We start from the raw sequence: 26,585 nt of genomic DNA, 5'->3' as shown, positions 1-26,585 counted from the left end.
CCATCAGATCGGCCAGGTGTGCACCGGTTCGTTGCTCTGCTGGAGTTCGGCGTATCGCCCGACCATGCGGCGCAGGGCCTCGGGCCGGTTCAGGCCCTCGCCCTGCAGCGCGCGCACGGTCTGGATCTGCCAGGTGGCACCGTTGCGCCCGAGCAGGCAGCGCTGCTCGATGATGCCGAGCAGTCGGTCGCGCTCGGCCGGATCGACGCCGTACTGGTCCAGTCCGGCGGCCGCGCGGGGCAGCAGCTCCAGCACCAGGTCGGTGATCCGGATCTCGCCACGGCGCGGCCACCAGGCCGGGGCCGCGATGCCTCGGCGGGCGGCGGCATGGAAGTTGTCCTGCGCCACACTGAACGGCAGCTGCGTCCAGAGTGGACGGTCGTCCTCGGCGAAGGAGCGCACGAGACCGTAGTAGAAGGCCGCGTTGGCCAGCATGTCGACCACGGTCGGACCGGCGGGCAGCACCCGGTTCTCGACCCGCAGATGTGGGCGCCCGGCCATGATGTCGTAGACGGGGCGGTTCCAGCGGTAGATGGTGCCGTTGTGCAGCCGCAGTTCCGCGAGCTTGGGCACCCCACCCTCGCGTACGACCTCGAGCGGGTCCTCGTCGTCCATGATCGGCAGCAGCGGTGGGAAGTAGCGGACGTTCTCCTCGAACAGGTCGAAGATCGAGGTGACCCAGCGCTCGCCGAACCAGACCCGTGGGCGTACCCCCTGGGCTTTCAGCTCGTCCGGGCGGGTGTCGGTGGCCTGCTCGAACAGCGCGATCCGGGTCTCGTCCCAGAGTTGGTGTCCGAACAGGAACGGCGAGTTGGCGCCGACCGCGACCTGCAGGGCAGAGATCACCTGCGAGGCGTTCCAGTACGCCGCGAAGTCGGCCGGCGAGACCTGCAGGTGGAACTGCAGGCTGGTGCAGGCCGCCTCGGGCGCGATCGAGTCGGTGTGCACCTTGAGCCGTTCCACGCCACGGATGTCCAGCCCGATCTGCTCGCCCCGGGCGGCCAGGATCTCCTCGTTGAGGACGCGGTAGCGCCCGCTGGTGGAGAGGTTGTTGGCGACGGTGTGCTCGGTGGTCAGCGTCGGCAGGATCCCGATCGTCAGCACCGAAGCGTCGTGGCTGTGGGCGTGCGTGCCGGCGTCGCGCAGGCTGGCGCCGATCTGCGCCTCGTACTGGGCCAGGCCGTCACCGGCGATGAGGCGCGGCGGCACGTTGAGTTCGAGGTTGAACCGGCCGAGTTCGAGCTGGAAGTAGGGATCTCGCAGGTCGGCCAGCACCTTGTCGTTGCACATGGTCGGCCGGTGCTCCGGGTCGACCAGGTTGAGCTCGATCTCCAGTCCGGTCATCGGGTAGTCGGAGTCGAAGGTGAAGTCGTTGAGCATCATGGCGAACACGTCGAGGCAGCGCCGCACCTTCTGGCGGTAGCGTTCTCGCTCCGGCCGGGTGAAGCTCTCCTGCGATACTTCCTGGCCCATCAGCCCTCCCGACGCACGGTAAGCACGCGAACTCTCAGAGTACTTGCCTTGTGCGACAACAGGATCGGGCGGTCGTCCCGTTCGGACGCGTCAACATCCCATTCCTCGGGACACGAAGGGCAACATATGTGCCATCCCGCCCGATACGATACTGAAATGGAACTCCTCGATGATTCGAGGCTCACCACAATGCGCCTCCTCACGGAGGCCTACACCAGCCTCAACAGCCTCTGCGCCGAGCACTTCGCGGCGCACGGCCTGGCCGCGATCGAGTTCGAGGTGCTGCTCCGACTCGCGCGCGCGCCGGGACGGCAGTTGCGCATGACCGACCTATCCCGACACACGGCCATGAGCACCAGCGGGGTTACCCGCATGGTCGACCGGCTGGAGCGCGAGGGCCTGGTCGCCCGCGTGCCGTGCGACACCGACCGCCGCAGCTCCTTCGCCGTGCTCACGGCGCAGGGGCTGACCCGCCTGGCCGAGACCGTCCCCGGCCACCTGGAGATCCTCGACGAATGGCTCATCGGCCCACTGACGCAGCGCCAGCTGCAGGGCCTGGTCGCCGGACTGCGCGTGGTACGCGACGCGGTCCGGCCCGACGCCGCACCGGCCATCGAGATGCGGGCGCCCCGGCGCCCGTCGACGGCCCCGGCGCGACGCTGAACGAACCTCGGCAAGATGTCCCGCCAGGACGATCTGCCGCACGACTGCCGCAGTGCGGCAGAAGGGGCGGCAGAAATGGCCGGGGCAGCACGTGAAGAACACTGAAACGGGCATAACGGCTGGTGCCTGTTGCTAGCGTCATGGCCCTGTGGGAGGAGCGGCTCAGCCGGCTCCGATCACGGGGGCTGATTCGGCGCGGGCGGAGACGGCGGGGGGTGCGGCACCGAGGTGTCGCGGGTTGCTTAGGCACCGACCGTCGGGGGGCCGCCCGCGCCGGGCGCAGCACCGCCGAACGCGGTGCGCGCCGAGCCGGATTACCGGTCAGCCGATCTGCGCGCGCTGCCACTCGGTGAGCACGATGCCCGAACTCTCACACAACCGCCACAGCCGCGACAGGGCCTCTTCCTGATCGGTGCCGGTGCGCACCAGCCCCACCAGCGCCTCCGCCACGTCACGCAGGTCCGGGCCGCCCTCGCGGCGCGCGGCCGCCGCGTACCAGGAGGCGGCCAGCGCACGGTGGCCCCGCTGTTCGGCCAGGGTCGCCTCGATCATCGCGCAGTGCCAGTCCTCGCCCGGCTCCGCACTGTCCGATTCGGTCAGTGGCGGCCCGCAGAGCTGCACCCGGATCTCGGCCAGCACCTTCTCCGCCTCGGGCAGCCGCCCGCCCAACGCGTACGACAGCCCGACCACGCCCAGCACCCGGCGCCGGTGGATGCTCGGATCACCCGCCTCGGCAAGCATCTCCACCGCCTGCAGCCCCGCCCGCACCGACTCCTCGAACCGGCCCTCCAGCCGCAGCACCTCGGCGAGATTGGCCCGGGCCAGCGCCCGCAACTCGTGCTCGCCCGCCCGTGCCGCCAGGCGCTCGACCGCCGCCAGCCGCCGCTGGGCCGCGGCCAGATCGGCGTTGCGCAGATCGTGCCAGATGAGGTTGTTCTGGGCGATGGCCATGTCGCGGACCCGGCCGGTGCGGGTGGCCAGCGCCAGGGTCGCCTCGCCGTGCCGGCGCGCCTCGTCGTACGCCCCGATGGCCTGCTGCACGGCCTGCAGCACTCCCCGCGCGGCCAGCTCACCGGCGATGTCACCGACCAGCACGAAGCTCGCCAGTGCCTGCTCGGCCCGCGGCAGCTCGGCCTGGCCCGCGCCATGCTCGGCCGCCAACTGCATCACGCCGAGGTCGGCCCAGGCGCGCAGCTGCGGATCGGCGTCGGCGGTTCGCGGGTCGTCCAGCAGCCGTCGCAGCCACTGCCGCCCCTGCTGATCGCGGCCCCGGAAGCGCCACCAGCGCGGCAGCTTCGCAGCCAGCCGCAGCGCGGTCACCGGATCATGCTCGGCGGCGTACACCAGCGCGGTCCACAGGTCGCTGGCGACGTCGTCGAAGCGGGCCACCGCGGCGGCCAGCGTCGCTCCCGCCATGGCCGGGGCGTTGCGATCGGCGAAGTCGGCGAACACCTGGGCATGACGGTCGCGGATCTGCGCCGTCTCCCCCGCCGCCGCGGCCTGCTCCGCGGCGAACTCGCGCACCACGTCCAGCAGCACGAACCGCAGTGCGCCCGAGCCGCGCACCTGCACCAGGCCCAGGTCCACCAGCCGCTCCAGCGCCGGGACCACGTCGACGCGCTGGCCGATCAGCTCCTCGGCCAGCTCGATGGACCAGCGGTAGCCGAAGACGGACAGGCTGCGCAGCGCCATCCGCTGCAGCGGCTCCAGCAGCCGGTAGCTGGCGGTGACCACATCCCGCAGCGTGACCAGGTCGTCGGCCCCGCCCAGCTCCAGCAGGCGATGGCCGTAGCGGGCCAGCATCTCGGCTGGGTCCAGCACCCGGCCGCGCGCGGCGGCGAGCTCGATCGCCAGCGGCAGACCGCCGAGTCGGCGTACCAGCGCGACCAGCGCGCTCACCTCGACGTCGGCCGACGGGCGCCGCACCTGCCGCCAGCGCGCCAGGAACAGGGCGCTGGCCGGATGCTGCTCCGCCTCGGCGAGCGTGCCGATGCCCGCGGGCGGCAGCGCGAGCGGCCCCACCGGCCACACCCGCTCGCCCGGCAGCCCCAGCGGGGCCCGCGCGGACGCCAGCACGCGCAGCGTCGGGGCGGTCGCCAGCACTTCTGCCAGCACCTCGGCGAACGCCTCCGGCGAGTGGTCGGCGGCGTCCATCATCAGCAGCACCGGCTCGCGCAGCCGAGCCGGCAGGTCCGCCGGGCGCGCCACGTCGAGCACGGCGCACAGCACCTCGCGAATGTCGGCCGCGGTGTCCCCGGCCGCGATACTTATCGCCACCGCACCCCCGGCGAACTGGGGCTGCGCCGTGTGCGCGGCCGTCAGCGCCAGCGCGCTCTTGCCGACCCCGGCCAGGCCGACCAGGGTGGTGAGCCCCGGCTGCGCGCCGAGGTGCGCCAGCAGCGTCGCGACCTCCTCCTCCCGGCCGAACAGCTCGGGCGGCGTGGGCAGTGCGTACCCGCCGGGGCGGCCCGGGGCGGGCAGCTGCGGCAGGTGCCCGCGGGCGGCGGCGTAGAAGTCGGTGACGGCCCGGCCGGTCAGGCCGAGCGCGGTGGCGAGCAGCTCGATGGTGGTCCGCTGCGGCCGCGCCGCCCGGCCGTGCTCCAGGTCCCGTACCGTACGCACGCCCAGCCCCGACCGGGCGGCGAGCTCCGACTGGGTCAGCCGGGCCGCGTGCCGGTGCGCGCGCAGCAGCACTCCGAACGTCGCTGCGGCGTCGGCGGCGTCGGGCTCGGCGGCCGCGGCGCCGACCGGTTCGGCCGCGCCGGGTTGACCTGGGGTCATGGCCGCAAAGACTACGCACTGGAACCCGAACGTGGGAGTCCCACGTCTACTTTCCGCACCACCTGTGCTGCTGCTCACCACTGTCCTGACTGTACGGAAGCCGCCACCGCGAACCTGCAACCGATCGGCCGCCCCAGCCGTCCTCATCGAGGACCGGGTCGCACTCGGTCATCGTCCGATCACGGGGAGGCCCGAACCGCGCCGCGCGGCGGGCCGGGACAGGAGATGCCATGAGGCCACCATCCACATCCGACCAGCGCCTGCGCACCGTGTTGCTGACCGTCGTGGGCGCGGTGATCGCGGCGGGCGCCGTGACGGCGTGCTCCGCGACGCCTGCCACGCCCACGCCGAGCACCGTGCCCTCGACGGCGATGCGTACACCGTCCGCGCAGCCGTCCGCCGCACCATCGCCCAGCCCGGCCGAGAGCCCGGCGTCGGGCTGCCAGGACCGGTACCCGGGCACGCTCGGCCTCGCGCTGTTCGCCCGTACCCCTGACCCGGAGCAGGCGATCTGCTTCAACCCGCCGCCGCCCGCGCCAGGAGAGCCGAGCTACGACCCGATCCTGCTGCCCCGCCCGTGCCTCGAAGCCACCCACCACAGCAACGACCTGATCGCCGACCGGCGGGGCTTCAGGTTCCACTTCGACGCCGATCCGGACCCGGTCGCCGTCGACACCTCGACCGTGGCGCAGACCATCACCCGCTACTCCGGCACCGGCGCGGCCGACTACCTGAAGGAGCTGCGGGCCGCGCTGGCGGAGTGCGGTCCGTATCCCCGCGGCCACTCCACCTTCGACTACCAGGTCGTCGACGCGCCGAAGGTCGGTGACGACTCGCTGCGGCTGCGGATGATCCGGGTGACCGGCGGCCCGCTGGAAAGCGGGACGCCGACCAAAGCGACGTTCCTGATCTCGGTGGTCCGCAAGGGCGACCTCGTCTCGGTCGTCTTCGACCTCGGCTGGGAGGGCTACCCCACCAGGACGAAGTACCTGGAGGGCATCTTCGCCGACGCCGCCCGCCACCTGCGCTGAAGTTAAGAAGGGCACCTTCCACCACGTATTGCGATAAGAAGGTGCCCTTCCTTACGTCTGTCAGGCGAGGCCGAGGTCGCGGGCGATGATCATGCGCTGGACCTCGGAGGTGCCCTCGCCGATCTCCAGGATCTTGCTGTCGCGCCACATCCGGGACACCGGGAACTCGTTCATGAAGCCGTACCCGCCGTGGATCTGGGTGCCCGCGCGGGCGTTGTCGACCGCGACCGTGCTGGCGTGCAGCTTGGCGATGGCGGCCTGCCGCTTGAACGGCTCCCCCGCGATCAGCCGGTGCGCGGCGTCGCGCCAGGCCAGCCGCGCCGTGTGGGCGCGCGTCTCCATGTCCGCGATCATGAACTGGATCGCCTGGTACGACCCGATCGTGTGGCCGAACGCCTCGCGCTGCGTCGCGTACTTCACCGACTCGTCCACGCACCCCTGCGCCAGGCCGGTGGCCAGCGCCGCGATCGCGATCCGGCCCTCGTCCAGGATGTGCAGGAACTGCGCGAAGCCGCGGCCGCGCTTGCCGAGCAGGTTGCCCACCGGCACCCGGCAGTCGACGAAGGTCAGCTCGTGGGTGTCCGAGGCACACCAGCCGACCTTGGAGTAGCCCGGCGCCACCGTGAAGCCCGGCGTACCCGACGGAACGATGATCGAGGAGATCTCGTCCGGGCCGGTCAGCGCGGTGACGGTGACCAGGCTGGTCATGGTCGTGCCCGAGTTGGTGATGAACGACTTCGTGCCGTTGATGATCCACTCCGAGCCGTCCTCGGACAGCCGCGCGGTGGTACGCGTACCGCCCGCGTCCGAGCCCGCGCCCGGCTCGGTCAGTCCGAATCCGGCCAGCGCCTCGCCGCTCAGCAGCGGCGGCAGCCAGCGGCGCTTCTGCTCGTCGGTGCCGTACTTGAAGATCGGCATGGCGCCGAGCGAGATCGCCGCCTCCAGCGTGATCGCCAGCGACGAGTCGACCCGGGCCAGTTCCTCCAGCACCAGGCACAGGGCCAGGTAGTCGCCGTCCATCCCGCCGATCTCCAGGTCGCCGTCGGCGCCCGGCACGGAGGCGGGGAACGGCAGGCCGAACAGGCCCATCGCGCCCATCTGCCGGACCAGGTCGTACGGGAACTCGTGCTTCTCGTACAGCTCGCCGATCACCGGCGCGACCTTGTCCTGCGCGAAGCGGCGCACGGTGTCGCGCAGCTCCCGGTGCTCCTCGGACAGCCCGAAGTCGGTCATCTCGGCCTCTCTTAAACCGGAGTCACGCCGTGTCGGCGGCGCGAGAAGTGACGGTCCTTGCCGTGTGCGGCGCGGTACCGCTGGATGAGTTCGTCGCGCAGCCGGTCGGGCTCCACGATCGAGTCGATGACCAGCTCGCTGGCGAGCCGGACCAGGTCGATGTCGGTCTCGTACTCGGCCCGCTTGGCGGCGACGAACGCTTCGCGCTCGGCCTCGTCCGCGATGGCCGCGATCTTGTTGGCATAGACGGCGTTGACCGCCGCCTCTGCTCCCATAACTGCGATCTTGGCGGTGGGCAACGCGATCGTCGCCTCGGGCATGAAGCCGGGTCCCGCCATGGCGTAGAGGCCCGCGCCGTACGCCTTGCGCACCACCACGCAGATCTTGGGCACGGTCGCCTCGCTGATCGCGGAGACCATCTTGGCGCCGTGCCGGATGATGCCCTGCCGCTCCACCGCACTGCCGACCATGAAGCCCGGCACGTCGGTGAGGAACAGCAGCGGAACGTTGAACGCGTCGCACAACTGCACGAACCGGCTCGCCTTGTCGGCCGAGTCGACGAACAGCACCCCGCCCTTGTGCAGCGAGTTGTTCGCGACCACGCCGACCACCTGGCCGTCGAGGCGGCCGAAGCCGACCGTCAGCTCCTTGGCCCAGCGCGCCTGGATCTCAAAGTACTCGCCGTTGTCCAGCAGGCCCTTGACCAGCTTGCGCATGTCGAACGCGCGGCGCTCGCTGTCGGGGATGATCTCGGCGAGATCCGCCTGCGGCGCGGGCGCGGCCTCGTGCGCGGGTGGCTGCTGGGTCCAGTTCGACGGCAGGTACGACAGGTAGCGCCGCACCACGCCCAGCGCCTCGTCCTCGTCCTTGCACAGGAAGTGGCCGACGCCGGACTGCTCGGTGTGCACCTTCGCGCCGCCCATGGCCTCCAGCGTGGTCTTCTCGCCGGTGACCATCTCGACCATGCGGTCGGAGCCCAGGTACATCGAGGCGTTGCCGTCCACCATGGCCACCACGTCACAGAACGCGGGGATGTAGGCACCACCGGCGGCACTGGGCCCGAACAGGGCGCACACCTGCGGGATGCTGCCCGACGACTTCACCTGCTGGTAGAAGATGTGCCCGGCACCCCGCCGACCCGGGAACAGGTCGACCTGGTCGGTGATGCGGGCGCCGGCGGAGTCGACGAGGTAGACCATCGGCACGCCCTGCGCGTACGCCCGCTCGATGATCCTGATGATCTTCTCCACGGTACGGGCGCCCCAGCTGCCCGCCTTCACCGTCGAGTCGTTGGCCATCAGGCAGACCGGCCGCCCGTCGATGGTGGCGTTGCCGGTCACCACGCCGTCGGCGGGCAGGTCGCCCGCGAGCGCGTTGGCGAACATCCCGTCCTCGACGAACGAGCCCTTGTCGACCAGCCGGGCGATGCGCTCGCGCGCGAAGAGCTTGCCCTTGACCGCGTTGGCCTGGTGGTACTTCTCCGCACCACCGGCGGCCGCCCTGGCCCGCAGCCCGTCCAGCTCCTCGTTCATCGCGCTTCCCTCCCGACGACCGCACCTAAACGATCGTTAGGCTACCACTGTATGGGACGCGGGCCACCCGCGCGCGTGCGCCCGCCCCAAGATCGCCCAAGTTGCCCGCCCACCAGATCGCCCAAGTTGCCCGGCAATCGTGGGTTTCGAGCCGCCGATACGCCCGATTGCCCGGCAACATAAAACGCGTGAGGGCCGGCGCGGAGCGCCGGCCCTCACGCGTTCGGGGCGCGGGTCAGCAGTAGACGGCGCTCGCGCCGCCGACGCTGCTGGCGGAGGCGTCGCCGAGCACCCCGACCGCGACACCGGAGACGTCGATCGGAAGCTGGATCGGGGCGTAGACCTGGTTCCCGCTGAGGATGCCGGAGTTGAACGAGGTGTTCCAGTTCAGCTCGCAGCTGCCCTGCTGCTGGTGCTGGTAGCGCTTGCGCAGCGCCGACTTGGCGTCCAGGTCGAACCCGGCGTCGGTGCCCGCCGGCGTCGCCTGCGCGCCACCGCCGAACAGGCCGCCCAGCGACAGCAGGTCGGTGACCTTGTCCAGCGGCGAGCTCTCGGTCTTGGCGTTCCACTTGTGCTTCCACTTGTGGTTGCCGTACGTGCCGTGGTTGTTGTCGTACGGGTCGTGCCCCTGCTGCTGGCCACCCGCCTGCCCGTCGCCGTCACCGAACACCGCCGACGAGCCGCCCTGGCAGAAGGCCGAGGCGTCGCCGAGCACGCCGACGCCCACGCCGCAGGCGTTGATCGGGGCCTGGACCGGGACGAAGACCTGGTTTCCGCTGAGGATGCCGGAGTTGCCCTGGCTGTTCCAGTTGGTGGCCAGCGCGTCCGCCGGGTACTGCGCCTCGGCGCCGCCGGTGCAGCTGGCGGTCGCGTCGCCGAGGATCCCGATGGCGATGCCGCAGATGTTGATCGGGGCCTGGATGGGCAGCTTGATCTGGTTGCCGGAACCGATGCCGCTGTTGAACGAGCTGTTCCAGTTGTCGGCCGCGTGCGCGGCTGAGGTGCCCATCAGCAGGATCCCGGCGGAGAGCACGCCGACCTTGACCGAGTTACGGGTCAACGAGCCCAGCGAGTTTCCAGTCATGAGAGTCGCAGTGCCTTTCGGTCTGTTTTGCCACGGGGGAGTTCCACGTGACGCCACGGCTACTTCGCGTAGCGACCCTTGTACGGAGCGCGCCGAAGGCATGGGACCCTCGGCTGTCGACATGCGCCCACTTCGGCCTTTCAGCCATGCACAAATAGGGCATTTGTGGCATCGCATCGGTCAACGAGCCGACCCATCCCGGGACACGCTCAATTGGCCCCACACTCCGCCGCACCGACCGCATTCCAGCGCCTATTCCGGCCCCTTTTGTCCGATTTATGACACTACCGAGAATCGGATTCCGGCCGATGATCGGAATCAATGGTCAAAAGATGCAGCTAAAGGCCACCTTTTGACCGTCAATAGCGATCATCGCGGCTGACCCCGCCATCCAGGCCGCGACGCACCGGTGGTGCGACGCGGTTCGAGGTCAGGAGATGGTGCGGTAGCGCGGACCGGCGCGGAGCACGCCCGAGGGCAGTTCGCGGCCCACGATCTTCTCCGCCAGCCGGGCGGCCTCGATCATCGCGTCAAGGTCGATGCCGGTGTCGACGCCCATGTCGTGCAGCATGTGCACGACCTCCTCGGTGGCCACGTTGCCGGAGGCGCCGGGCGCGTACGGGCAGCCGCCCAGTCCGCCGACGCTGGCGTCGTACTCGGTGATGCCCAGTTCCAGCGCGGTGAGGATGTTGGCCAGGCCGGTGCCGCGGGTGTTGTGGAAGTGCAGCAGCACGGGGATGTCGGGCTGGCGGTCGCGCACCGCCGTGAGCAGCTCCCGCACCCGGCGGGGCGTCGCCATCCCGGTGGTGTCCCCGAACGCGACCCGGTCCGCCCCGTCGGCGACCACCCGGTCCACGATCCCGGCCACCCGCACCGGATCGACGTCCCCCTCGTACGGGCACCCGAAGCTCGTCGCGATGATCACCTCGGCGGTGGCACCGCCCGCGTGCAGCCGCTCGATCAACGGCGCGATCTCGTCCAGCGACTCGGCCGTGGCCCGGTTGATGTTGCGGCGGTTGTGCGTGTCACTGGCCGACACGACCACCTCGACCTCGGTGAACCCGCCCGCCAGCGCCCGCTCGGCACCGCGCAGGTTGGGCACGAGCGCGCTGTAACGCACCCCGGGGTCGCGGGCGATGCCCGCCCACACCTCGTCGGCGTCGGCCATCTGCGGGATCGCCTTGGGGTGGACGTACGAGACGGCCTCGATCCGCCGCACGCCGGTGCCGCTCAGCGCCTCGACCAGCCGAATCTTGTCGGCGGTCGGCACCGGATCCTCGTTCTGCAGCCCGTCTCGCGGCCCGACCTCACGAATCGACACCTTGCTCGGCAGCACACCACCCATGCCGTCACCTTAGCGCTCGTTAAGTTCTCCGCCCACCCCGCACCCGCGAACGCCCCCAAGATCGTTCAAGTTGCCGGGCAGTGGGGCGAATGAGCGGGCAAGATACGCCCAGTTGCCCGGCAACTTGGACCCGATGATCGAACGGGCGGGCGGGGGGCGGGCGGGCGGGTCAGCGCATTCGGGAGACGATGGCGGTGTCGTAGTCGCCTGAGACGAACTCCGGGTTGTTCATCAGTTCGGCGAAGAAGGGCAGGTTGTTCTTCGGTCCGACCAGCTCGAACGCCGCGATCGCAGCCTTGGCCCGCGCGATCGCCTCAGCCCGGTCGACGCCGTACACGACGACCTTGGCCAGCAGCGAGTCGTAGTTCGGCGTGACCGTGTTGCCCTGCGCGTACCCGGAGTCGACGCGCACGCCCTCGCCGCCCGGCTCCACCCACGTCGTGATCACGCCGGGGCCGGGCAGGAACCGCTTCGGGTCCTCCGCGTTGATCCGCAGCTCGATCGCGTGGCCCCGGGACACCAGCGCGTCCGGGTCGAACTGCACCGGCAGTCCGGCCGCGACCCGCAACTGCGCCTCGACCAGGTCGACGCCGAACACCGACTCGGTGACCGGGTGCTCGACCTGGAGCCGGGTGTTCATCTCCAGGAAGAAGAAGTCGCCGGTGGTCGGGTCGAACAGGCACTCGACCGTGCCCGCGTTGCGGTAGCCGACCGCCTCGCCCGCGCGCACCGCCGCGGCCAGCAGCAGGGTGCGCTGCTCGCCGGACAGTGCCGGGGACGGCGACTCCTCGACCAGCTTCTGGTTGCGTCGCTGCACCGAGCACTCGCGCTCGCCGAGGGCGATGACCCGACCGTCGGCCAGGCCCAGGATCTGCACCTCGACGTGGCGTACCCGGGGGAAGTAGCGCTCGATCAGCACCGAGCCGTCGCCGAACATGCGCTCGGCGAACGCGCGCACCTTGCCGTACTGCTCGGTGAGCTCGGCCTCGCCGTTGGCGACACCCATGCCCATGCCGCCGCCACCGGCGGCGGCCTTGACCATGACCGGGTAGCCGATCTCGGCGGCGGCCGTCAGGGCGACCTCGACCGAGGTGGCCGGGTCGGCGGTGCCGGGCGCGACGGGCACGCCCGCGGCGGCCATCAGATTGCGGGCATTGATCTTGTCGCCCATCGCGGTGATCGCCTCGGCGCCGGGCCCGACCCAGATCAGGCCATTGGCCTCGACGGTACGAGCGAAGTCCGCGTTCTCCGACAGGAAGCCGTAGCCGGGGTGGATCGCCTGGGCGCCGGTCTGCTTGGCGGCCGCCAGGATCGCCTCGGCGTTGCGGTAGGACTGGGCCGGATTGGCCGGGCCCACGCACACGGCCTCGTCAGCCTCGCGCACGAACGGCAGCTCCGCGTCGGCCTCGGAGTACACCGCGATCGTGCGGATGCCCAGGCTGTTGGCGGTGCGGATGATCCGCCGAGCGATCTCTCCCCGGTTCGCGACGAGCAGCGACTCGATCATTTAGGTCCCCTCCCGATGCTCAGACAACCATCGCTGAGGCTAGACGGTCGGCCGAACACGGAAGGAGGCGGGCCTTAACGATGGTTCAGCCGAGCAGCGCCGCCAGGGCGGCAGCGCGCAGGAGCGTCGCCCGCCGCTGCCGGTCGACCTCACCGCCGAGGAACGGGGTGGAGTTCATCAGACCGAACGCGGCGTGCGCGAGCACTCGCGCCTCGCCCGGGTTGAGCGAGGCCCGCAGGGCGGTGAGCACCTGCACCCACTCCTCGACGTACTGGCGCTGCAGGCGGCGGATCTCCCGGCGCGGCTCCTCGGGCAGGCGGTCCAGCTCGTGCAGGTGCAGGGCGATGACGGCGGGATGCGCGAGGGCGAAGTCGACGTGGAAGTCGACCAGTGCCTCCAGGGCGACACGCGGGTCGGCGCCGTGGTCGGCGACGCGGCCGCGGCCGCCCGCGAGCAAGCCCTCGCTGACCGGCATCAACGCGGCGACCAGCATCGCCTCCTTGCCGGCGAAGTGGTGGTAGAGCGCTGGTCCGGTGACTCCGGCGGCGGTGCCGATGTCGTCCATGGAAACACCGTGGTAGCCGCGAGCCGCGAACAGGCCGACCGCGATCTCGAGGATCTCCTCGCGACGGGACCGGCGGGGCGCCTTGGTGGGGGTCGCCGCTGCTGGGGGTGCTGCTACGTCTTGCTCAACTGCCGTCACCCGAGACATGCTACTCGCCGGTCAAGTGCCGACTTAACGTCCGTTTAGTCCAGTTCGAACCCATATTCCCCGGCCAATCTCCTGGCCTCGTCACCCTGACCGGTGAGCAGCAGCGCGTGTGCGAGCACGTACGCCGCGCGGGGCAGCGTCGCCGAATCGCGGGGCAGGTGGTTCACCACCGCGCGCAGCACCGGCTCGGCGGCCTCGGCCCGGCCCACCGCCAGCAGCACCTCGCCCTCGGTCAGCTCGGCCAGCAGCGCCTCCCCGAACGACTCCAGCTCCTCGAACCGCCGCGCCACGCCGGCCAGCCGGGACAGCGCGGCCTCGGACTCGCCGATACCGGCCAGTGCGCGAGCACCGTCGAGGGCGACCCAGGCCAGCTCGTACCCGGCCTCGGGCTCGGCGGCCAGGCCCGGCGGCACCGCCCGCGCGGCCGCGTCGACCCGGGCCAGGGTGGCCCGCGTCTGCGCGCTGTCGTCGGCGAACATCGCCGCGACGGTCTGCCGCCGCAGCGCCCGGATCTCGTCCAGTGGCAGCCGCGCCAGGGCGTAGGCCGCCGCCGCCGCGCCCAGCCGCACCGCCGCGAAATCGTCGCGGTCGAGGTCGAACAGCAGCTCACCGGCCTGCTCCAGCACCCTGGCCCGAGCCGCGGCGTTGTCGAACCCGTCCAGGTTGTCGGCCAGCTGGTCGAGGTACGACACCGCTCGGTCCGGGTCGCCCAGTCGCTGGTGCACCGCGGCGAGCAGGTGCCGACCCTGATCGGCCAGGTGCTGGTTGCCCACCTCGTCAGCGCCGGCCACCGCCTCCTCGGCCTCCTCGGCCGCCTCCTCGGTCCGCCCGGCGTTGAACAGCGCCACCGCGAGGTGGAACCGGATGTGGTCGGTGTCCTCGTCCTCGTCGGTGTCGTCGGCCATCCGCTCGACCATCGCGGCCAGGTCGTCGACCACCTCGGCCGCGCGCGGCGTGCCGGCCAGCAGCACCGCGCGGCGCTCGCGCACCTCCCGCTCCAGCGGCTCGGGCAGCGTGTGCGTCAGGGCCCGGTCGTAGGCGCGGACCGCCCCGGCCGCGTCGTCCAACATGGTCAACCCCTGCCCCAGGAAGAACTCACCCAGGCCGATCAGCTCGCGCTCGTCGTCGGCGGTCGCCTGGGTGACCAGCTCCTGCGCCGCGTCGGCGGCCTCGCGCACCCGGCCGTCGGCCCCCAGCGCCTGCGCCCGCAGCAGCATCACCTGCAGTCGGACCCGCGCGCCCGGGTCAGGCTCGGCGATCCCGGCCACCCGGTCCAGCACGGTCAACGCCTCGGCGGGCTCCTGCGCGTGCAGCAGCGCCACGGCAAGCCGCCGCAGCGCGCCCGCGCGGTCCCGGTCGTCGGCGTGCTCGAGCAGGTAGTCGGTGGTGGCACGGACCTCGGCCAGGCCCTCCTCCACCTGGCCCTGGCGGCAGCGGTGCAGGCCCAGCCGACCCCGGATGCGGTGCTGACGCACCAGGTCACCGGCCTGGACGTACCACTCCAGCGCTTCGGCCCACGCCCGCTCGGTCTCCTCGGTGGCCTCACTGTGCAGGCGCATCCCGGCCAGGTCGGCCAGGCGGCCGTGCTGCAGCGCGGTCAGCGGATTCCGCTCGCTCAACGGGCGGATGCGCAGCCACAGGGCCTCCACCCGAGGTTCGAGGTCGCGCCGCAGCGCCTCCTCGACCAGGTCCAGCAGCGCGTCGAGGTCGGCGTCGGCGGGCACGTCCGGCAGCGGGTCGGGCGTGGCCTGCCCGGAGGTACGCGGCAACGGCACGCGCCAGCCCGCGGGCGGGGGCGTCGGCGCGACGACCGGCTCGGCCTGCAGCAGCGCCGCGATCCGGGCGCTCTGCGCACCGGTGCCGTTGCGCGCGTCGAAGCGGGCCGCCAGACCCGTCGCCCGCGCGGCCAGCTCGTCGGCCAGCACGGCCACGCTGCGGCGGGACCCGCGTACCGTCAGCTCGCCGTGCCCGACCGCGCCCAGCAGTCGCAGCAGCAGCGCCGACGCGGCGGCGAACTCCATCTCCGCCGCCGGTGAGGGCGCCTCCTCCAGCCACGGCAGATGCCGCTCCACCACCTGCAGACCCCGGGCGACATCGCCGCCGAGCGCCAGGAAGCGGACGTGCTCGGCGATGCTCGCCAGCTTGCCGTGCTGCGACCGCAGCAGGCGGTAGGCCCGCTGGTGCGCCCGGCGCGCCTCCTCCTCCCGCCCGGTACGCAGGTACGGCAGCAGCAGCGCGGTCAGGATCTCCTGCGGCTGCTCCACGCAGGACAGCCGCTCCTCCAGCACCGGGCCGGTCAGCGCTATCGCGTCCTCGTCGCGCCCGACGTGGCTGAGGTGCTGCGCCATCGCGGTGGGGTCGCAGCCGTCGCAGTCGGAGTTCTCGTCGCGGGCCGCCGCCTGCCACCGCTCGTAGTGGTATCCGGCCGTGTCCAGGTCGCCCAGGTGGGCCGCCACCAGCCAGCGAAGCTTGTGTACGGCCTGCAGACTGTGGCCGCCCTGCTGGTAGCGGCGCTGCATGTCCTCCAGCACCGTGTAGGCGCGCTCCAACGGCACCTCGGGGAACCGGGGCAGCGCATGGACCTGGTACTTGAAGTGCCACAGCAGCAGGCTCTCACTGTCGGCGTATCGCTCGGGCCGCTCGTCGTAGCGGGCCAGGCACCACGAGAACGCGGCGAAGCACTGCGCCGGAGAACCCGCCCGGTAGTAGGCCTCGGTCGCCGCCATCCGCGCCTGGAACCGCAGCTCGTCGTCGCCGATCGCGTCAGCCTGGGCGATCGCCTCCTCGGCCAGCGCCACCTGTGCGGGGCCGCGCGGCGCGTTCCAGCACTGGTCGATCAGTTCGCGTACGTGCTCTGGCCCGGTCATGACGCGCGGCTCTGCGCGTCGGCGGTGTGGCACGGCCCGGTCCGGTCGAGGCCAGGGCTGCCGCCCGGATCGACCTGACATGAGAGGTTCACGCGGGACACCGTACCCGGCGACGGCGACAGCTGCCGAGCCCGCGGTCCCGACATCGCGTGCGGTATTGGCCCCGGCGGGTATCAGCCCCTTGAAATGTCGTCGGGCAACGGAGAGGCTCCGGGAATGTCATCGTTGGAACGCGCGGCGAAAGCCTGCCGCCACACCCTCGACTCGCTGGTCGCGTTGGGCGCCGAGCTCACCGACGCACAGTGGGACGCGGCCACGGACCTGCCGCTGTGGACGGTCGGCGACGTGTACGCCCACGTCGTCGCGGGCGAGAAGTGGATGGCCGAGGGCGGCCTGCCCCTGCCGCCAGGGCCGCCGCAGGCCTGGATCGACCAGGGTGTCGCCCAGCGTCGCGGTGCCGGACGCGCGGCCGTGCTCGCCGAACTGGCCGAGGTACGAGCCCAGCGCGAGCTCCAACTCACCTCGGGCCTGCCCCCGGCCGACGCGATCGGCTGGTGGATCTGGTCGCACTCGCCGGTGCCGTTCGTGGTGCAGCTGACCGCCCGCGCCTTCGACCTGTGGACGCATGAACAGGACGTCCGCCGGGCCATCCGGCGGCCGGGCGGTCTGGCCTCACCCGGGGCGCGGATCTCGCGAGACCTCATCCTGCAGGCGCTGCCCAAGGTGGTGGCCAAGGGCGCCGGTGTCCCGGCCGGCTCGACGGTCCGTTTCACGGTCATGGGCGAGGTGCCCACCGACTTCGCGGTGCACGTGGACGACCAGGGTCGCGCCGCTGTCGCGGCCGCCGACACGCACTCGAGCACCACCCACATCACGCTGACCTGGCAGGGGTTCGCGCTGCTCAGCACCGGCCGCGGCGACCGCGGTCGACAGCAGGTGTGGGTGGGCGGTGACACCGAACTGGGCGAGCGGGTGCTCGCCCACCTCAACGTCGCGCCGTGACAGCAGACGGCGGCCCGCCCCGGATCGCTCCGGAGCGGGCCGCCGTCTGGGTCAGACCTCAGCTATCCACGCCGAAGCCGTAGTAGGCGCGCTCGGACCAGGTGCCGTCGGCCAGGTGCGCCCGCAGGTACCAGCCGTAGTAGCCGCCCGAGGGCGGCGCCCACGTCACCGTGGCCGTGCCGTCGGCGTCGGCGGGCACGACCACCGGGGCGGTGTAACCGGCCTGGTACTCGTACTCCACCACGTCCGGGCTGCCGGGCAGGAAGTGGAACTGCCCGGCGACGCCGGGGCCGCCGCTGTACTCCCCCGCCGGGTAGTCGGTCGAGGTGAGGCGGGGCTGGACGCCGACCAGGAACGGGTAGTCGGTCTGCGGCGTGATCACACCGGCGCCGTCCCGACCGCGCACCGACAGCAGGTTCTCCCCGTTGCGGTCCATGGTCACCTCGATCCGCGCCGGGTTGCCGTCGAGCGTGAGGATCTGCCAGGCACCGCCGTTGATCTGGTACTCGTACGCGGTGACCTCGCTCAGCTCGGTGCGGAACTCGAACCAGCCCACGGCACCCAGGCCGCCGGTCGGGCCGTAGGAGTCGTAGTAGCTGGTCACGTCGACGTACGGGTTGCGTACGACCACCTCGTACCGCCGCTCGGCGGTGAGGCTGCCGTCGGCGGCGACGCCGACCACGATCAGCGTCTGGTAGCCGGAGTACTGCGGCGTCAGCCGCACCGTCGCCGTCCCGTCCGGACCGGCGGCGACCGTCTGCGGCTCATCGCCGTAGCCCAGCGAGTACTGGTACGCCACGGTATCCGCGCGTCCCGGGTGGAAGGTGAAGTCGCCCGCCTGGCCGGGCCGGCCGGCCGGGTTGTACTGCGGGTAGTCGGTCGACGTCACCACCGGCGCGTCGCTGACCTGGAACACGTACTCCCGCACCGGCGAGAACGTGCCGTCGGCGAACCGGGTCTGCACCGACAGCGTGTTCGTCCCGGAGTGGTCCGGGGTGAGGGTGACCTGCGCCATGGTGTACGGCCACTCGATCTCGACGACCTGCTCGGCCCCGTCGTTGAAGCGGTACACGTAGGCGGCCGCGTCCGGCATGGCGGTGTCGAACTCGAACTCGCCGGGGACGCCCACCCCGCCACCCGCCCAGTAGTCCGGGTAGGTGCTCGACCGCACGACCGGCTTGGTGTCGATCACGTTGAACTGGAACTGGTTCGTCTCCGAGACCGTCCCGTCGGCGCCGATGCTGCGGACGTTGAGCATGTACCAGTCCGGCTCGGTGGGGGTCCAGGTCAGGGTGGCGGTGCCGTCGGCGGCGGCGTCGATGCGCTGCAGGTCGCTGTGGTACAGGAACCCATACTCGTACGCCACCACGTCCGGTCGACCCGGGCGGAAGGTGAACGTGCCCGGCCTGCCGACCTGGCCCTCCACCTCCGGCCAGGCGAAGTCGGCCGACTCGATCCGCGGCAGGTCCCGGACCATGACGTCCTGGCGGGACGCACCGATGAGCTCGGTCCCGGCGTACGCCTTGACTGTCACGTCGGTGTAGCCGAGGGACGAGAAGACCACGTCGACGTGGGTCGGGCCGTCGGCGTTGGCCGGAACGCGCGTCTCCGGGCCGCCGCCGATGCTGTAGCCGAACTCGGTCGTGTCCGGGTCGCCGCGGTGTATGTCCAGCGTGCTGCCGGACACGCCGACACCGACGGCCTCCACCACGACGTAGGGCGCGGAAGAGCGGACGTAGAACTCGTACTCGGTCTTCGGCGACCGGTTACCCGCCTTGTCGACCGACTGGACCGACAGGTTCTCCATGAACGACGTCGGCGTGAACTGCAGGGTGGCGTCGGCACCCGGCGCGGGCGCCGGGACGTAGTTGTACGTGTCGCCGTACCGGCCCCAGTAGTAGCCGACCACATCCTTGGTGCCGCGGGCCGAGAACGTGAACGTGCCGGGCAGGCCCGCACCGGTGTGCGGCTGCCCGTCGTTCGGGTACTGCGCCGAGGTCACCTTCGGGGCCGGGGGCGCCTTGGCGTCGATCTTGACGAAGCACGGCTTGGCCCAGGCCGAGTAGTCGTGCCCGTCGTACGCCCGCGAGGTCCACGCCAGCACGGTGCCGTGCGGATACCGGGACATGTCCCAGGCCACCTTGCTGAAGTTCGGCCCGTAGCCGCTGCCCGGCGCCTCGATACGCTGGTCCTCGTGCCCGACCGGCCACGCCGCGAACTCGGCCCGGCCGTAGTCGTTGGTGTCCGGATCGGTCCACCGGTGCGTAAGCGTGATGTGGTACGGCGGCACCACGACCGGGTCCTGGCGGGTGGTGCAGCCGGCGACCGGATACTCGACGGCCAGCGTGCCGTTGACCGGCGCGGTGTTCCATTCCAGATTGGCGGTCGCGAACGGCTTCAGCTTCCGCCCGTGGGTGAGGTCCCCCTCGAACCCGTGCGGCACCCGGATCTCGATGGTGAACGTGGCGTCACCGCGCTTGGCCGCGCGCTGCACCGCCGCCCGCGCATCCCAGACCAGGTAGCCGGGGCAGGTGGCATCCGGGCCGCCCGCGTTGGTGGTGCCGATCAGCTCGCGCCGCCGAGGCGCGTCGTCCCAGCTCGTGGTGCTCGTGATGGGATCGGTACGCCAGAGCTCGATGGGCTGCGCGACGGCGCAGTCGGCCGCGGAGGCCTCCTTGACGACGACGTCCGCCTTGCTGATCACCTTGCCCGCGTAGCGGGAGATGTCGAACGTGAAGTACGCCCGCGACCGGTGCTTGGCACCGGCTCCGTCGGACCAGGCACCGAGCGGGACGTCACCCGCGACGTTCACGAAGGACTGCGTGGGCAGCTTCGAGTCGGTGTACGCCCGGCTGGTGGCCGAGATGCTCTGGACCCAGAAGGCCTGGGCCGGTGATGCGATGACGGTGACGAACCCTGCGACCAGCAGAGTCCCGATTGACGCGGCAAGCAACTTTCGTGCGCGCACGCCGAGAACTCCTCCCCGTTGCGACGGCGGTTGTCGCCGTCGGCAGCGGGAGCATATCGGCGCCGTGCCACCCGACGCGGACCTGTTTTCCGTCGCTTCACAACGTCTGCACAGGTCGGTCCGAGAGGTCAGATCGGGCCCATGGTCGGGCGCTTGGCGGTGACCGAGTCGCCCGAGGACCGCCCGGTCAGCCGCCGTTTGATCCACGGAGCCAGGTAGCGGCCCGCCCAGGCCAGGTCGTCGCCCTTGGTGACCAGCCACGACCTGCGCTCGGGCCACGGCGGCAGGTCCCACCAGGTCGGATCGGCGGGGACGTCCAGTGCGGCCAGCACGTGCGCGGCGGTGCGGCGGTGCCCGGCGGCGGACAGGTGCAGGCGGTCGATGCTCCACAGCGCCGGATTGGCGTACTCGTGGTCGTTCCACAGGTCGACCAGGCGGGCGCCGTTCTTCGCCGCGACGTCGCCGACGGCCTGGTTGAGATAGCGGATGCGCGGGGCGACCAGGTTGTTGCCGGGCAGCCGGGACATCACGTCGGCGAACCGGAACAGCAGCACGTCCGCACCGGTGGCGCGCAGCCGGGCCACGGTCGCGTCGAAGCGTGCCATCAGCGCGGGCGGGTCGCAGCGGCGGCGCAGCACGTCGTTGGCGCCTGCCGCGAAGCTGACCAGGTCCGGCTTCATCGCCAGGGCGGGCTCCAGCTGCTCGCCGACGATCGCGTCGTACAGGCGGCCGCGAATGGCGAGGTTGGCGTAACCGAAGTCACCGCCGGACAGCTCGTTCAGGCGCCCCGCGACCAGGTCGGCCCAGCCGCGGAACACACCGTCGGCGTACGGGTCGTCCATGCCTTCGGTGAAGCTGTCGCCCAACGCCACATACCTGCTCCAACTCACCGCGCCATCTTGCCACCGGGGCACCTGCCTGCGGGTAGTGCTCTTCCTAACACCAGGAATCGCCGGTGTTCCGGCGTTGTTGCAGTCCGCGTGCAGATCGAGATCTACTCCGACGTGGTGTGCCCCTGGTGCTGGATCGGCGAGCAGCGGCTCTACCGCGCGCTCGCGGACAGCCCGGACGTCTCCGTGCGCTGGCGCGCTTTCCAGCTCGACCCGTCCGCGCAATCGACCGGCACTCCGCTGGTGGAGTGGCTCGGCCGCCGCTACGGCGGCGAGGCCAACGCCCGCCGGATGTTCGGCCAGGTCACTTCGGTGGCGGCCGAGGAGGGCCTGGTCATGAACTTCGACCGGGCGATCGGCGCGAACACCTTCGACTCGCACCGGCTCATCTGGTGGGCCGGGGAGCAGGGCGACCAGCGGCCGATGGTGGAGGCGCTGCACCGCGCCCACTTCACCGACGGCCTCGACCTCGGCCGCCAGGACGATCTGGTGCGGGCCGCGGTGGGCCTGGGCCACGACGAGCAGGCGGTACGCGACTTCCTCGGCTCGACCGCGGGCGCCGACGAGGTGCTCGACGAGCTCGCCATGGGACGCGAACTCGGCGTGACCGGCGTGCCGATGTTCGTCTTCGCCGGGAAGTACGCCATCAGCGGCGCCCAGGACCCGTCGACGCTGCGCGAGGTCCTCGACGAGGTGCGCCGCCGTGAGTCGGCCGCCCCGCTGCTCAAGGACCTGGCCCCGCGCGGCGAGTCCTGCGACGACGACACCTGCGCAGTATGACCCTTTAGCCCCATAAGTTCTTGTTTCACGTGAAACAAGATCGTCGGCCGACGATGCCCGGACGCCGGTGAGCTGCCCTTTCGAGCAGCCCACCGGCGTCGTCGCGTCAGGGCAGGTACTGGAACAGCCGGTCCGCCGAAGCCCCTGTCGGCAGTGGCCCCTCGGAGAGCACCGAGAAGTCCGCCGCGAGGTGATAGATCCGGTGCCGCGCCCCGGCGGCCACCACCACCGTGCCGTCCGCCTGGAAGAAGACGGAGTCGACGCCCGCCATCGAGAACCGCACCTTCTGTCCGCTGGTCATGTCGATCACCGCGTACACCACCGGGCTCGTGTCCGGGTCACTGTGCGGGAAGCCGACCGCCGCATAGCGCCCATCGGCCGACACCGAAAGGACTTCGGTGTCACCGACGTGAGGCGGCGTGTAGGCGACAGTCCTGGGGTCGCCGCCATCGGCACGCCGCACGGTCAGCTCCGTGCCACTGACGCCCCCGACGTATCCGTCCAGCTCCTGACCACGTGCCATATCCCAGGCGGCCCGCGCCATCGGGGTGAACTTCCCACTGGACACCGTCACCACGCCCTGACCGGTGGCGCCGCCCTGCACGAACAGCCTCGCCCCGTCGCGGCTCCAAAGCAGCCCGCCGCAGAGCACGTTCGTGACCAGCGGCCGCGCCGAGCCGCCGGTGGTGGCGCCCACCACCAGCTCGCCCATGATGTCCTCGCCGGCGCCGCGGACCCACGCCACCGTCGCCCCGTCCGGGGACACCCGCACCGAGGTTCGCACGCAGGGTTCGTCGGCGCCGAGGCTGCGCAGCTCGCGCACCTGGCCGTCGACCAGTGCCATGAGCCGGTCCGAACCGCCCGAAGCCGGGGTGAACCAGTAGGCGGAGCCGCCGAGCACCGCCGCGGGCGGCCTGGTCGACGGCGTCGGCGAGACCGGCGGGGCCGCTGACGTCGACGCCGACGGGGACACCGGCACGGCGGGGTCGGGTGCCTGGTCGCGTGGGGGCAGCACGGCCAGCACGATGCTCACGACCGCCGCGATCGCCGCCACCACGGCGGCCGAGACAGCCACCGCCTGGCGCGCCCGGAGCCGACCGGAGGTGCGCACGGCCCGCTCCGCCAGATCCACCGGCCGCACGTCGCCCGCGAGTTCCGCGAGTTCGGGCGCGAGCGTACGCAGTCTGGCCAGCGCCTTCGACGTCTGCGACTTGACCGTGCCCACGGTCACGCCCAGGTAGTCGGCGGTCTCCGCCTCGGTCCGGTCCTCGAAGAACCGCAGCACCAGCACGGCCCGCTGCTTGTCCGACAGTTTCTGCAGCGCCGCCCGCAGGGTGATCTTCAACGCCGCGTCGGCGGCATGGTCGGGCGCGGTGGCCCGCACGGACATGGTCTCCATCGGCACATCGACGCTCCGGCGTCGCCGCCACCAGGAGACCTGCTGGTGGTACATCACCTTGCGCGTGTACGCCTCGGCGTTGCCCTGGTCATGCAGCCTGCGCCAGGCCAGGTGGGTGCGCGCGAGCGCGACCTGGACGAGGTCCTCGGCCAGGTACTGGTCCCCGGTGAGCAGGTAGGCCGCGCGTAGCAGCGACGGCGCGCGATGCCGGACGAACGTCTCGAACTCTGCTGACAGTGCATCCATCGTGGGTTCCCCGTTGGTGAGCGGCGGCATCGTCGCCGATGCCGGATGTCGGCGTACTAGAGGACACCCGAACGCGGAATGGTTGCCGGTGATCGGTGACTGATTTTGCGCCAGGCCCCCTGGAGCGGCTCGCTCAGAACAGGGCCTTGGCGTCCTCGCGTGCCGCCCGCTTGGCCCGCCATTTGCGCAGCGGCACCGACAGCACGAAGCCCCAGCCGATCAGCGCGGCGACGCCGCCGAGCGTCAGACCTGCCATGAGCAGGTACGTCGTGCCGCCCTCGGTGCCGAAGACGCCCGCCCGCGCGCCACTGTCCAGCGCCGGGATGGTCTCGCCCAGCCGGAGCGCGTCCGGCTCGTCGTACAGGATGACGTCCTCGCGGCGGCTGCTGCCGTCGTCGGCCGCCCAGGAGCCGTGGAAGTCGCAGTCGTGCCGACCGCACTCGTAACGCAGCGCCGTGAACGTCCCCACCGTGCCGTGGCCGTTGTGCGCGTGCCAGGCGGGCACCAGGTCGGTGGCGCCGCCGAAGAAGCCGATGAACGCGATGATCGGCAGGCCGACCCACTTGAAGAACTTCATCCGCCAGTCACTGAGAGTGCTCATCGTCCCCATGGCCGGGCACTCTAGTGAGTCCGTTTCATCTCCGCACCCTCGGCTGGGGCGTCTCGTGCGCCACTGTCCCTGGTGGAAGCGGTACGGGCTGGGTTACTGTGCCGCCCGTGAGCGAGGCTGTGACGACGGAGAAAGAGCCGGCGCAGGCCCCGCCCCGCCGCCGGTTCTTCATGGACACCCGGCCGCTGCGACACCGGCCGTACCGGCGCCTGTGGAGCAGCACCATCGTGACCGCCGTGGGCAGTCAGCTCACCGCGGTGGCCGTGCCCAAGCAGATCTACGACATGACCGGTTCGTCGGCCTGGGTCGGCATCGCCAGTGCCGCCGGCCTGATCCCGCTGATCGTGTTCGCGCTGTGGGGCGGCGCGATCGCCGACACCGTCGATCGCCGCAAGATGCTGCTCTGCACCAACAGCGGCATCGCCCTGCTGTGCACGCTGTTCTGGGTGCAGTCCGCGTTCGGCCTCGGCTCGATCCCGCTGCTGCTGGTCCTGGTCGCGGTGCAGCAGGCGCTGTTCGGGATGAACATGCCCGCGCGTACGGCCTCGGTGGCCCGGCTGGTGCCCGCCGCCGAACTACCCGCCGCGGGCGCGCTCAACTCCACCGTCATGCAGGGTGGTCAGATCTTCGGCCCGATGCTGGCCGCGGCCCTGATCCCGGCGCTCGGCCTGCCACTGCTGTACCTGCTGGACGCGCTGGCCCTGTGCGCGGCGCTGTGGGCCGTATGGCGACTGCCGTCCATACCCCCGCTCAACGGCACGGCCCGGCGGGCCGGGCTGCGCGACGTGATCAACGGCTTCCGCTACCTGGCCACCCACCGCCTGCTGCTGATCTCCATGGCCGCCGACGTCATCGCGATGGTCTTCGGCATGCCACGGGCACTGTTCCCGGAACTCGCCCACACCGCCTACCCCGGGGTGAACGAGAACTTCGCGCTCGGCCTGCTCTACGCCGCGGTCCCCATCGGCGCCCTGCTCGGCGGCCTGCTCTCCGGCACCTTCTCCCACCTGCGCCGGCACGGGCTGATGGTGACCATCGCGGTCTGCGGCTGGGGTGCGGCGATCATCGGCTTCGGCCTGAGCGGTTCCATCTGGGTGGCGGTGTTCTTCCTCGGGCTCGCGGGCGTCGCCGACATGATGTCGATGGTGTTCCGGGGCGCGATCCTGCAGGCCGCGGCCACTGACGAGATGCGCGGCCGAATGCAGGGCGTGCAGACGGTCGTGGTCGCCGGCGGCCCGCGCCTGGCCGACCTGCTGCACGGGGTGGCCGCCCCGGCCGCCGGGGTCACCCTGGCCGTATCCGGCGGCGGCATCCTGGTGATGGTCGCGATGGCGGCGATGGCCCTCGCGGTCCCGGCCTTCCTCCGGTACACCGGCCCGCAACGCTGACCTGGAGCGATGATCTAGGGTGGGGACCCCGCCCCACCTCGAATGGACCCGCCATGCACCTCACCCGCCGCAAGAAGATTATCGTTTCGGTGCTGGCGTGCCTGGTGCTCCTACCCGCCGCCGTGGTGTTCGGGCTCAACCGCTACGTCAACGACACCGACGTGCCACTGGTTGACAGCCTTTTCCCGGAGAACGAGCCCAAACGGCTGCTCGCGATCTTCGCGCACCCCGACGACGAGATCACCGTCGCGGGCTCGTTGCGGGTGATGAGCGAGGAACCCGACGCCGACCTGACCCTGGCATACCTCACTCGCGGCGAAGCCGCGAACGTGCCCAAGTCGTCCCCGCAGGATCTGGCCGCGCGGCGCACGGTCGAGGTCGACGACGCGCGCAAGGCGCTCGGCGTGGACCACCTCGAACTGTTCGACTACCCCGACAGCGGTCTGCCCACCACCGACCCGGCCGGGCCGAAGAAGACCATCTCCGACCTGATCGACCGCTACCGGCCGACGATCGTGATCAGCTTCGACGACCGCGTCGGCTTCTACGGCCACCCCGACCACGAGCAGGTCGGCGTATGGGTCGACCAGGTGCTCGCCGAGCGACGCCACGAGCCTGGCTTCCCGGTGCACCACTTCTACCAGGCCACCCTGCCCGAGTCGATGATCACGGTGGCGAAGAAGCTCTCCCCCACCTTCCGCGACATGTACCCCGCCGACCCGGCCCAGGGCCTGCCCGTACCGACCGCCGCCATGGCGATCGACGGAGTCGCCGCCGAGAAGCGCGCCGCGCTCGACGCGCACGTCAGCCAGGTCGGCGTGCTCCAGGCCGTGCAACCCGGATACGACAAGCTCCCATCCTGGATCTACTTCCGCATCCTCAGCCGCGAATACTTCACCCAAGTCTTCTGACGTAAGGAAGGGCACCTTCTACATCGCAAAGCGATAAGAGCGACCGGCAATTGGTTCATTTGAGGCGTCGGGTGGTGGGGCGGTTGTCCCATCGGTAGTGGGTGCGGGCTTGTCGGATGAGTTGGCGTGTGGTGATGAGGGCTGCTGCCAGGTAGAGGTAGAA

Annotated in this window: 18 protein-coding genes and 2 pseudogenes; 6 read left to right on the top strand and 14 right to left on the bottom strand. The window is 71.2% G+C overall.

Annotated features, from left to right (window positions below):
* Positions 1-3: 3 nt before the first annotated feature.
* Positions 4-1,473: a glutamate-cysteine ligase family protein gene (locus KUA19_RS24265; protein ID WP_217399333.1), complete on the bottom strand. Its 1,470-nt coding sequence runs from the start codon at positions 1,471-1,473 to the stop codon at positions 4-6.
* A 189-nt stretch (positions 1,474-1,662) separates the two neighbouring features.
* On the opposite strand from KUA19_RS24265, the gene KUA19_RS24260 reads away from it, so the two are divergent.
* Complete coding sequence (locus KUA19_RS24260) at positions 1,663-2,136, top strand: MarR family winged helix-turn-helix transcriptional regulator (protein WP_254550043.1); 474 nt, start codon at positions 1,663-1,665, stop codon at positions 2,134-2,136.
* A gap of 321 nt (positions 2,137-2,457) precedes the next feature.
* On the opposite strand, the gene KUA19_RS24255 is transcribed toward KUA19_RS24260, so the two are convergent.
* Positions 2,458-4,917, bottom strand: coding sequence for an ATP-binding protein (locus KUA19_RS24255; RefSeq protein WP_217399328.1), 2,460 nt, complete (start codon positions 4,915-4,917; stop codon positions 2,458-2,460).
* A 230-nt stretch (positions 4,918-5,147) separates the two neighbouring features.
* On the opposite strand from KUA19_RS24255, the gene KUA19_RS24250 reads away from it, so the two are divergent.
* Positions 5,148-5,948: a hypothetical protein gene (locus KUA19_RS24250; RefSeq protein WP_217399327.1), complete on the top strand. Its 801-nt coding sequence runs from the start codon at positions 5,148-5,150 to the stop codon at positions 5,946-5,948.
* Positions 5,949-6,008: 60 nt separating this feature from the next.
* Here KUA19_RS24250 and KUA19_RS24245 read toward each other — a convergent pair whose 3' ends face one another.
* The 7 genes from KUA19_RS24245 to KUA19_RS44030 form a co-directional block, all read right to left on the bottom strand.
* Positions 6,009-7,181, bottom strand: coding sequence for an acyl-CoA dehydrogenase family protein (locus KUA19_RS24245; protein WP_217399325.1), 1,173 nt, complete (start codon positions 7,179-7,181; stop codon positions 6,009-6,011).
* A gap of 11 nt (positions 7,182-7,192) precedes the next feature.
* Positions 7,193-8,713, bottom strand: coding sequence for an acyl-CoA carboxylase subunit beta (locus KUA19_RS24240; RefSeq protein WP_217399323.1), 1,521 nt, complete (start codon positions 8,711-8,713; stop codon positions 7,193-7,195).
* Between the two features lie 235 nt (positions 8,714-8,948).
* Positions 8,949-9,797, bottom strand: a complete 849-nt coding sequence (locus KUA19_RS24235) for a chaplin (protein WP_217399321.1) — start codon at positions 9,795-9,797, stop codon at positions 8,949-8,951.
* Positions 9,798-10,227: 430 nt separating this feature from the next.
* Positions 10,228-11,130 (bottom strand): hydroxymethylglutaryl-CoA lyase, encoded by a 903-nt coding sequence (locus tag KUA19_RS24230; RefSeq protein ID WP_217399706.1) that lies wholly within the window; start codon positions 11,128-11,130, stop codon positions 10,228-10,230.
* Between the two features lie 181 nt (positions 11,131-11,311).
* Positions 11,312-12,649: an acetyl-CoA carboxylase biotin carboxylase subunit gene (locus tag KUA19_RS24225; protein ID WP_217399320.1), complete on the bottom strand. Its 1,338-nt coding sequence runs from the start codon at positions 12,647-12,649 to the stop codon at positions 11,312-11,314.
* Between the two features lie 85 nt (positions 12,650-12,734).
* Positions 12,735-13,268, bottom strand: a complete 534-nt coding sequence (locus KUA19_RS24220; protein ID WP_308167629.1) for a TetR/AcrR family transcriptional regulator — start codon at positions 13,266-13,268, stop codon at positions 12,735-12,737.
* 128 nt (positions 13,269-13,396) lie between these two features.
* Positions 13,397-16,228 (bottom strand): hypothetical protein, encoded by a 2,832-nt coding sequence (locus tag KUA19_RS44030; RefSeq protein ID WP_217399318.1) that lies wholly within the window; start codon positions 16,226-16,228, stop codon positions 13,397-13,399.
* A 216-nt stretch (positions 16,229-16,444) separates the two neighbouring features.
* Between KUA19_RS44030 and KUA19_RS24210 the strand changes: the two genes are divergently transcribed.
* A complete protein-coding gene (locus tag KUA19_RS24210; RefSeq protein WP_217399317.1) occupies positions 16,445-17,230 on the top strand; it encodes a maleylpyruvate isomerase family mycothiol-dependent enzyme in 786 nt (261 codons plus the stop codon).
* A 58-nt stretch (positions 17,231-17,288) separates the two neighbouring features.
* Here the strand turns inward: KUA19_RS24210 and KUA19_RS24205 are convergent, their stop codons facing one another.
* Together KUA19_RS24205 and KUA19_RS24200 are read right to left on the bottom strand one after the other, a co-directional pair.
* On the bottom strand, positions 17,289-20,198 hold the full coding sequence (locus KUA19_RS24205; protein ID WP_217399316.1) for a hypothetical protein: 2,910 nt from the start codon (positions 20,196-20,198) through the stop codon (positions 17,289-17,291).
* A gap of 128 nt (positions 20,199-20,326) precedes the next feature.
* Complete coding sequence (locus tag KUA19_RS24200) at positions 20,327-21,088, bottom strand: SGNH/GDSL hydrolase family protein (protein ID WP_217399315.1); 762 nt, start codon at positions 21,086-21,088, stop codon at positions 20,327-20,329.
* A gap of 90 nt (positions 21,089-21,178) precedes the next feature.
* On the opposite strand from KUA19_RS24200, the gene KUA19_RS24195 reads away from it, so the two are divergent.
* On the top strand, positions 21,179-21,868 hold the full coding sequence (locus KUA19_RS24195) for a DsbA family oxidoreductase (protein ID WP_217399312.1): 690 nt from the start codon (positions 21,179-21,181) through the stop codon (positions 21,866-21,868).
* Positions 21,869-23,018: 1,150 nt separating this feature from the next.
* On the opposite strand, the pseudogene KUA19_RS24190 reads toward KUA19_RS24195, so the two are convergent.
* Both KUA19_RS24190 and KUA19_RS24185 read right to left on the bottom strand, forming a co-directional pair.
* A pseudogene (locus KUA19_RS24190) lies at positions 23,019-23,513 on the bottom strand (SigE family RNA polymerase sigma factor); the annotation flags it as partial.
* A gap of 133 nt (positions 23,514-23,646) precedes the next feature.
* Positions 23,647-24,114 carry a hypothetical protein gene (locus KUA19_RS24185; RefSeq protein ID WP_217399310.1) on the bottom strand — a complete coding sequence of 156 codons (468 nt, stop codon included), beginning with the start codon at positions 24,112-24,114 and terminating at the stop codon, positions 23,647-23,649.
* Positions 24,115-24,230: 116 nt separating this feature from the next.
* Between KUA19_RS24185 and KUA19_RS24180 the strand changes: the two genes are divergently transcribed.
* Both KUA19_RS24180 and KUA19_RS24175 read left to right on the top strand, forming a co-directional pair.
* A complete protein-coding gene (locus KUA19_RS24180) occupies positions 24,231-25,511 on the top strand; it encodes an MFS transporter (RefSeq protein ID WP_308167615.1) in 1,281 nt (426 codons plus the stop codon).
* Positions 25,512-25,564: 53 nt separating this feature from the next.
* Entirely contained in the window at positions 25,565-26,422 is an 858-nt protein-coding gene (locus KUA19_RS24175) for a PIG-L deacetylase family protein (RefSeq protein WP_217399308.1), read from the top strand.
* 55 nt (positions 26,423-26,477) lie between these two features.
* Here KUA19_RS24175 and KUA19_RS24170 read toward each other — a convergent pair.
* A pseudogene (locus KUA19_RS24170) lies at positions 26,478-26,585 on the bottom strand (IS5/IS1182 family transposase); the annotation flags it as partial.

The sequence above is a fragment of the Catellatospora tritici genome (assembly GCF_019083965.1).
GTDB classification, from domain to species: Bacteria; Actinomycetota; Actinomycetes; order Mycobacteriales; family Micromonosporaceae; genus Catellatospora; species Catellatospora tritici.
This window is presented reverse-complemented; position numbering and strand designations above follow the sequence as displayed.

What these genes read in the sequence shown, in the direction of transcription:
- KUA19_RS24265 (WP_217399333.1), bottom strand. Translation starts at nt 1,473, where the DNA reads ATGGGCCAGGAAGTATCGCAGGAGAGCTTCACCCGGCCGGAGCGAGAA.
- KUA19_RS24260 (WP_254550043.1), top strand. Translation starts at nt 1,663, where the DNA reads ATGCGCCTCCTCACGGAGGCCTACACCAGCCTCAACAGCCTCTGCGCC.
- KUA19_RS24255 (WP_217399328.1), bottom strand. Translation starts at nt 4,917, where the DNA reads ATGACCCCAGGTCAACCCGGCGCGGCCGAACCGGTCGGCGCCGCGGCC.
- KUA19_RS24250 (WP_217399327.1), top strand. Translation starts at nt 5,148, where the DNA reads ATGAGGCCACCATCCACATCCGACCAGCGCCTGCGCACCGTGTTGCTG.
- KUA19_RS24245 (WP_217399325.1), bottom strand. Translation starts at nt 7,181, where the DNA reads ATGACCGACTTCGGGCTGTCCGAGGAGCACCGGGAGCTGCGCGACACC.
- KUA19_RS24240 (WP_217399323.1), bottom strand. Translation starts at nt 8,713, where the DNA reads ATGAACGAGGAGCTGGACGGGCTGCGGGCCAGGGCGGCCGCCGGTGGT.
- KUA19_RS24235 (WP_217399321.1), bottom strand. Translation starts at nt 9,797, where the DNA reads ATGACTGGAAACTCGCTGGGCTCGTTGACCCGTAACTCGGTCAAGGTC.
- KUA19_RS24225 (WP_217399320.1), bottom strand. Translation starts at nt 12,649, where the DNA reads ATGATCGAGTCGCTGCTCGTCGCGAACCGGGGAGAGATCGCTCGGCGG.
- KUA19_RS44030 (WP_217399318.1), bottom strand. Translation starts at nt 16,228, where the DNA reads ATGACCGGGCCAGAGCACGTACGCGAACTGATCGACCAGTGCTGGAAC.
- KUA19_RS24210 (WP_217399317.1), top strand. Translation starts at nt 16,445, where the DNA reads ATGTCATCGTTGGAACGCGCGGCGAAAGCCTGCCGCCACACCCTCGAC.
- KUA19_RS24185 (WP_217399310.1), bottom strand. Translation starts at nt 24,114, where the DNA reads ATGAGCACTCTCAGTGACTGGCGGATGAAGTTCTTCAAGTGGGTCGGC.
- KUA19_RS24175 (WP_217399308.1), top strand. Translation starts at nt 25,565, where the DNA reads ATGCACCTCACCCGCCGCAAGAAGATTATCGTTTCGGTGCTGGCGTGC.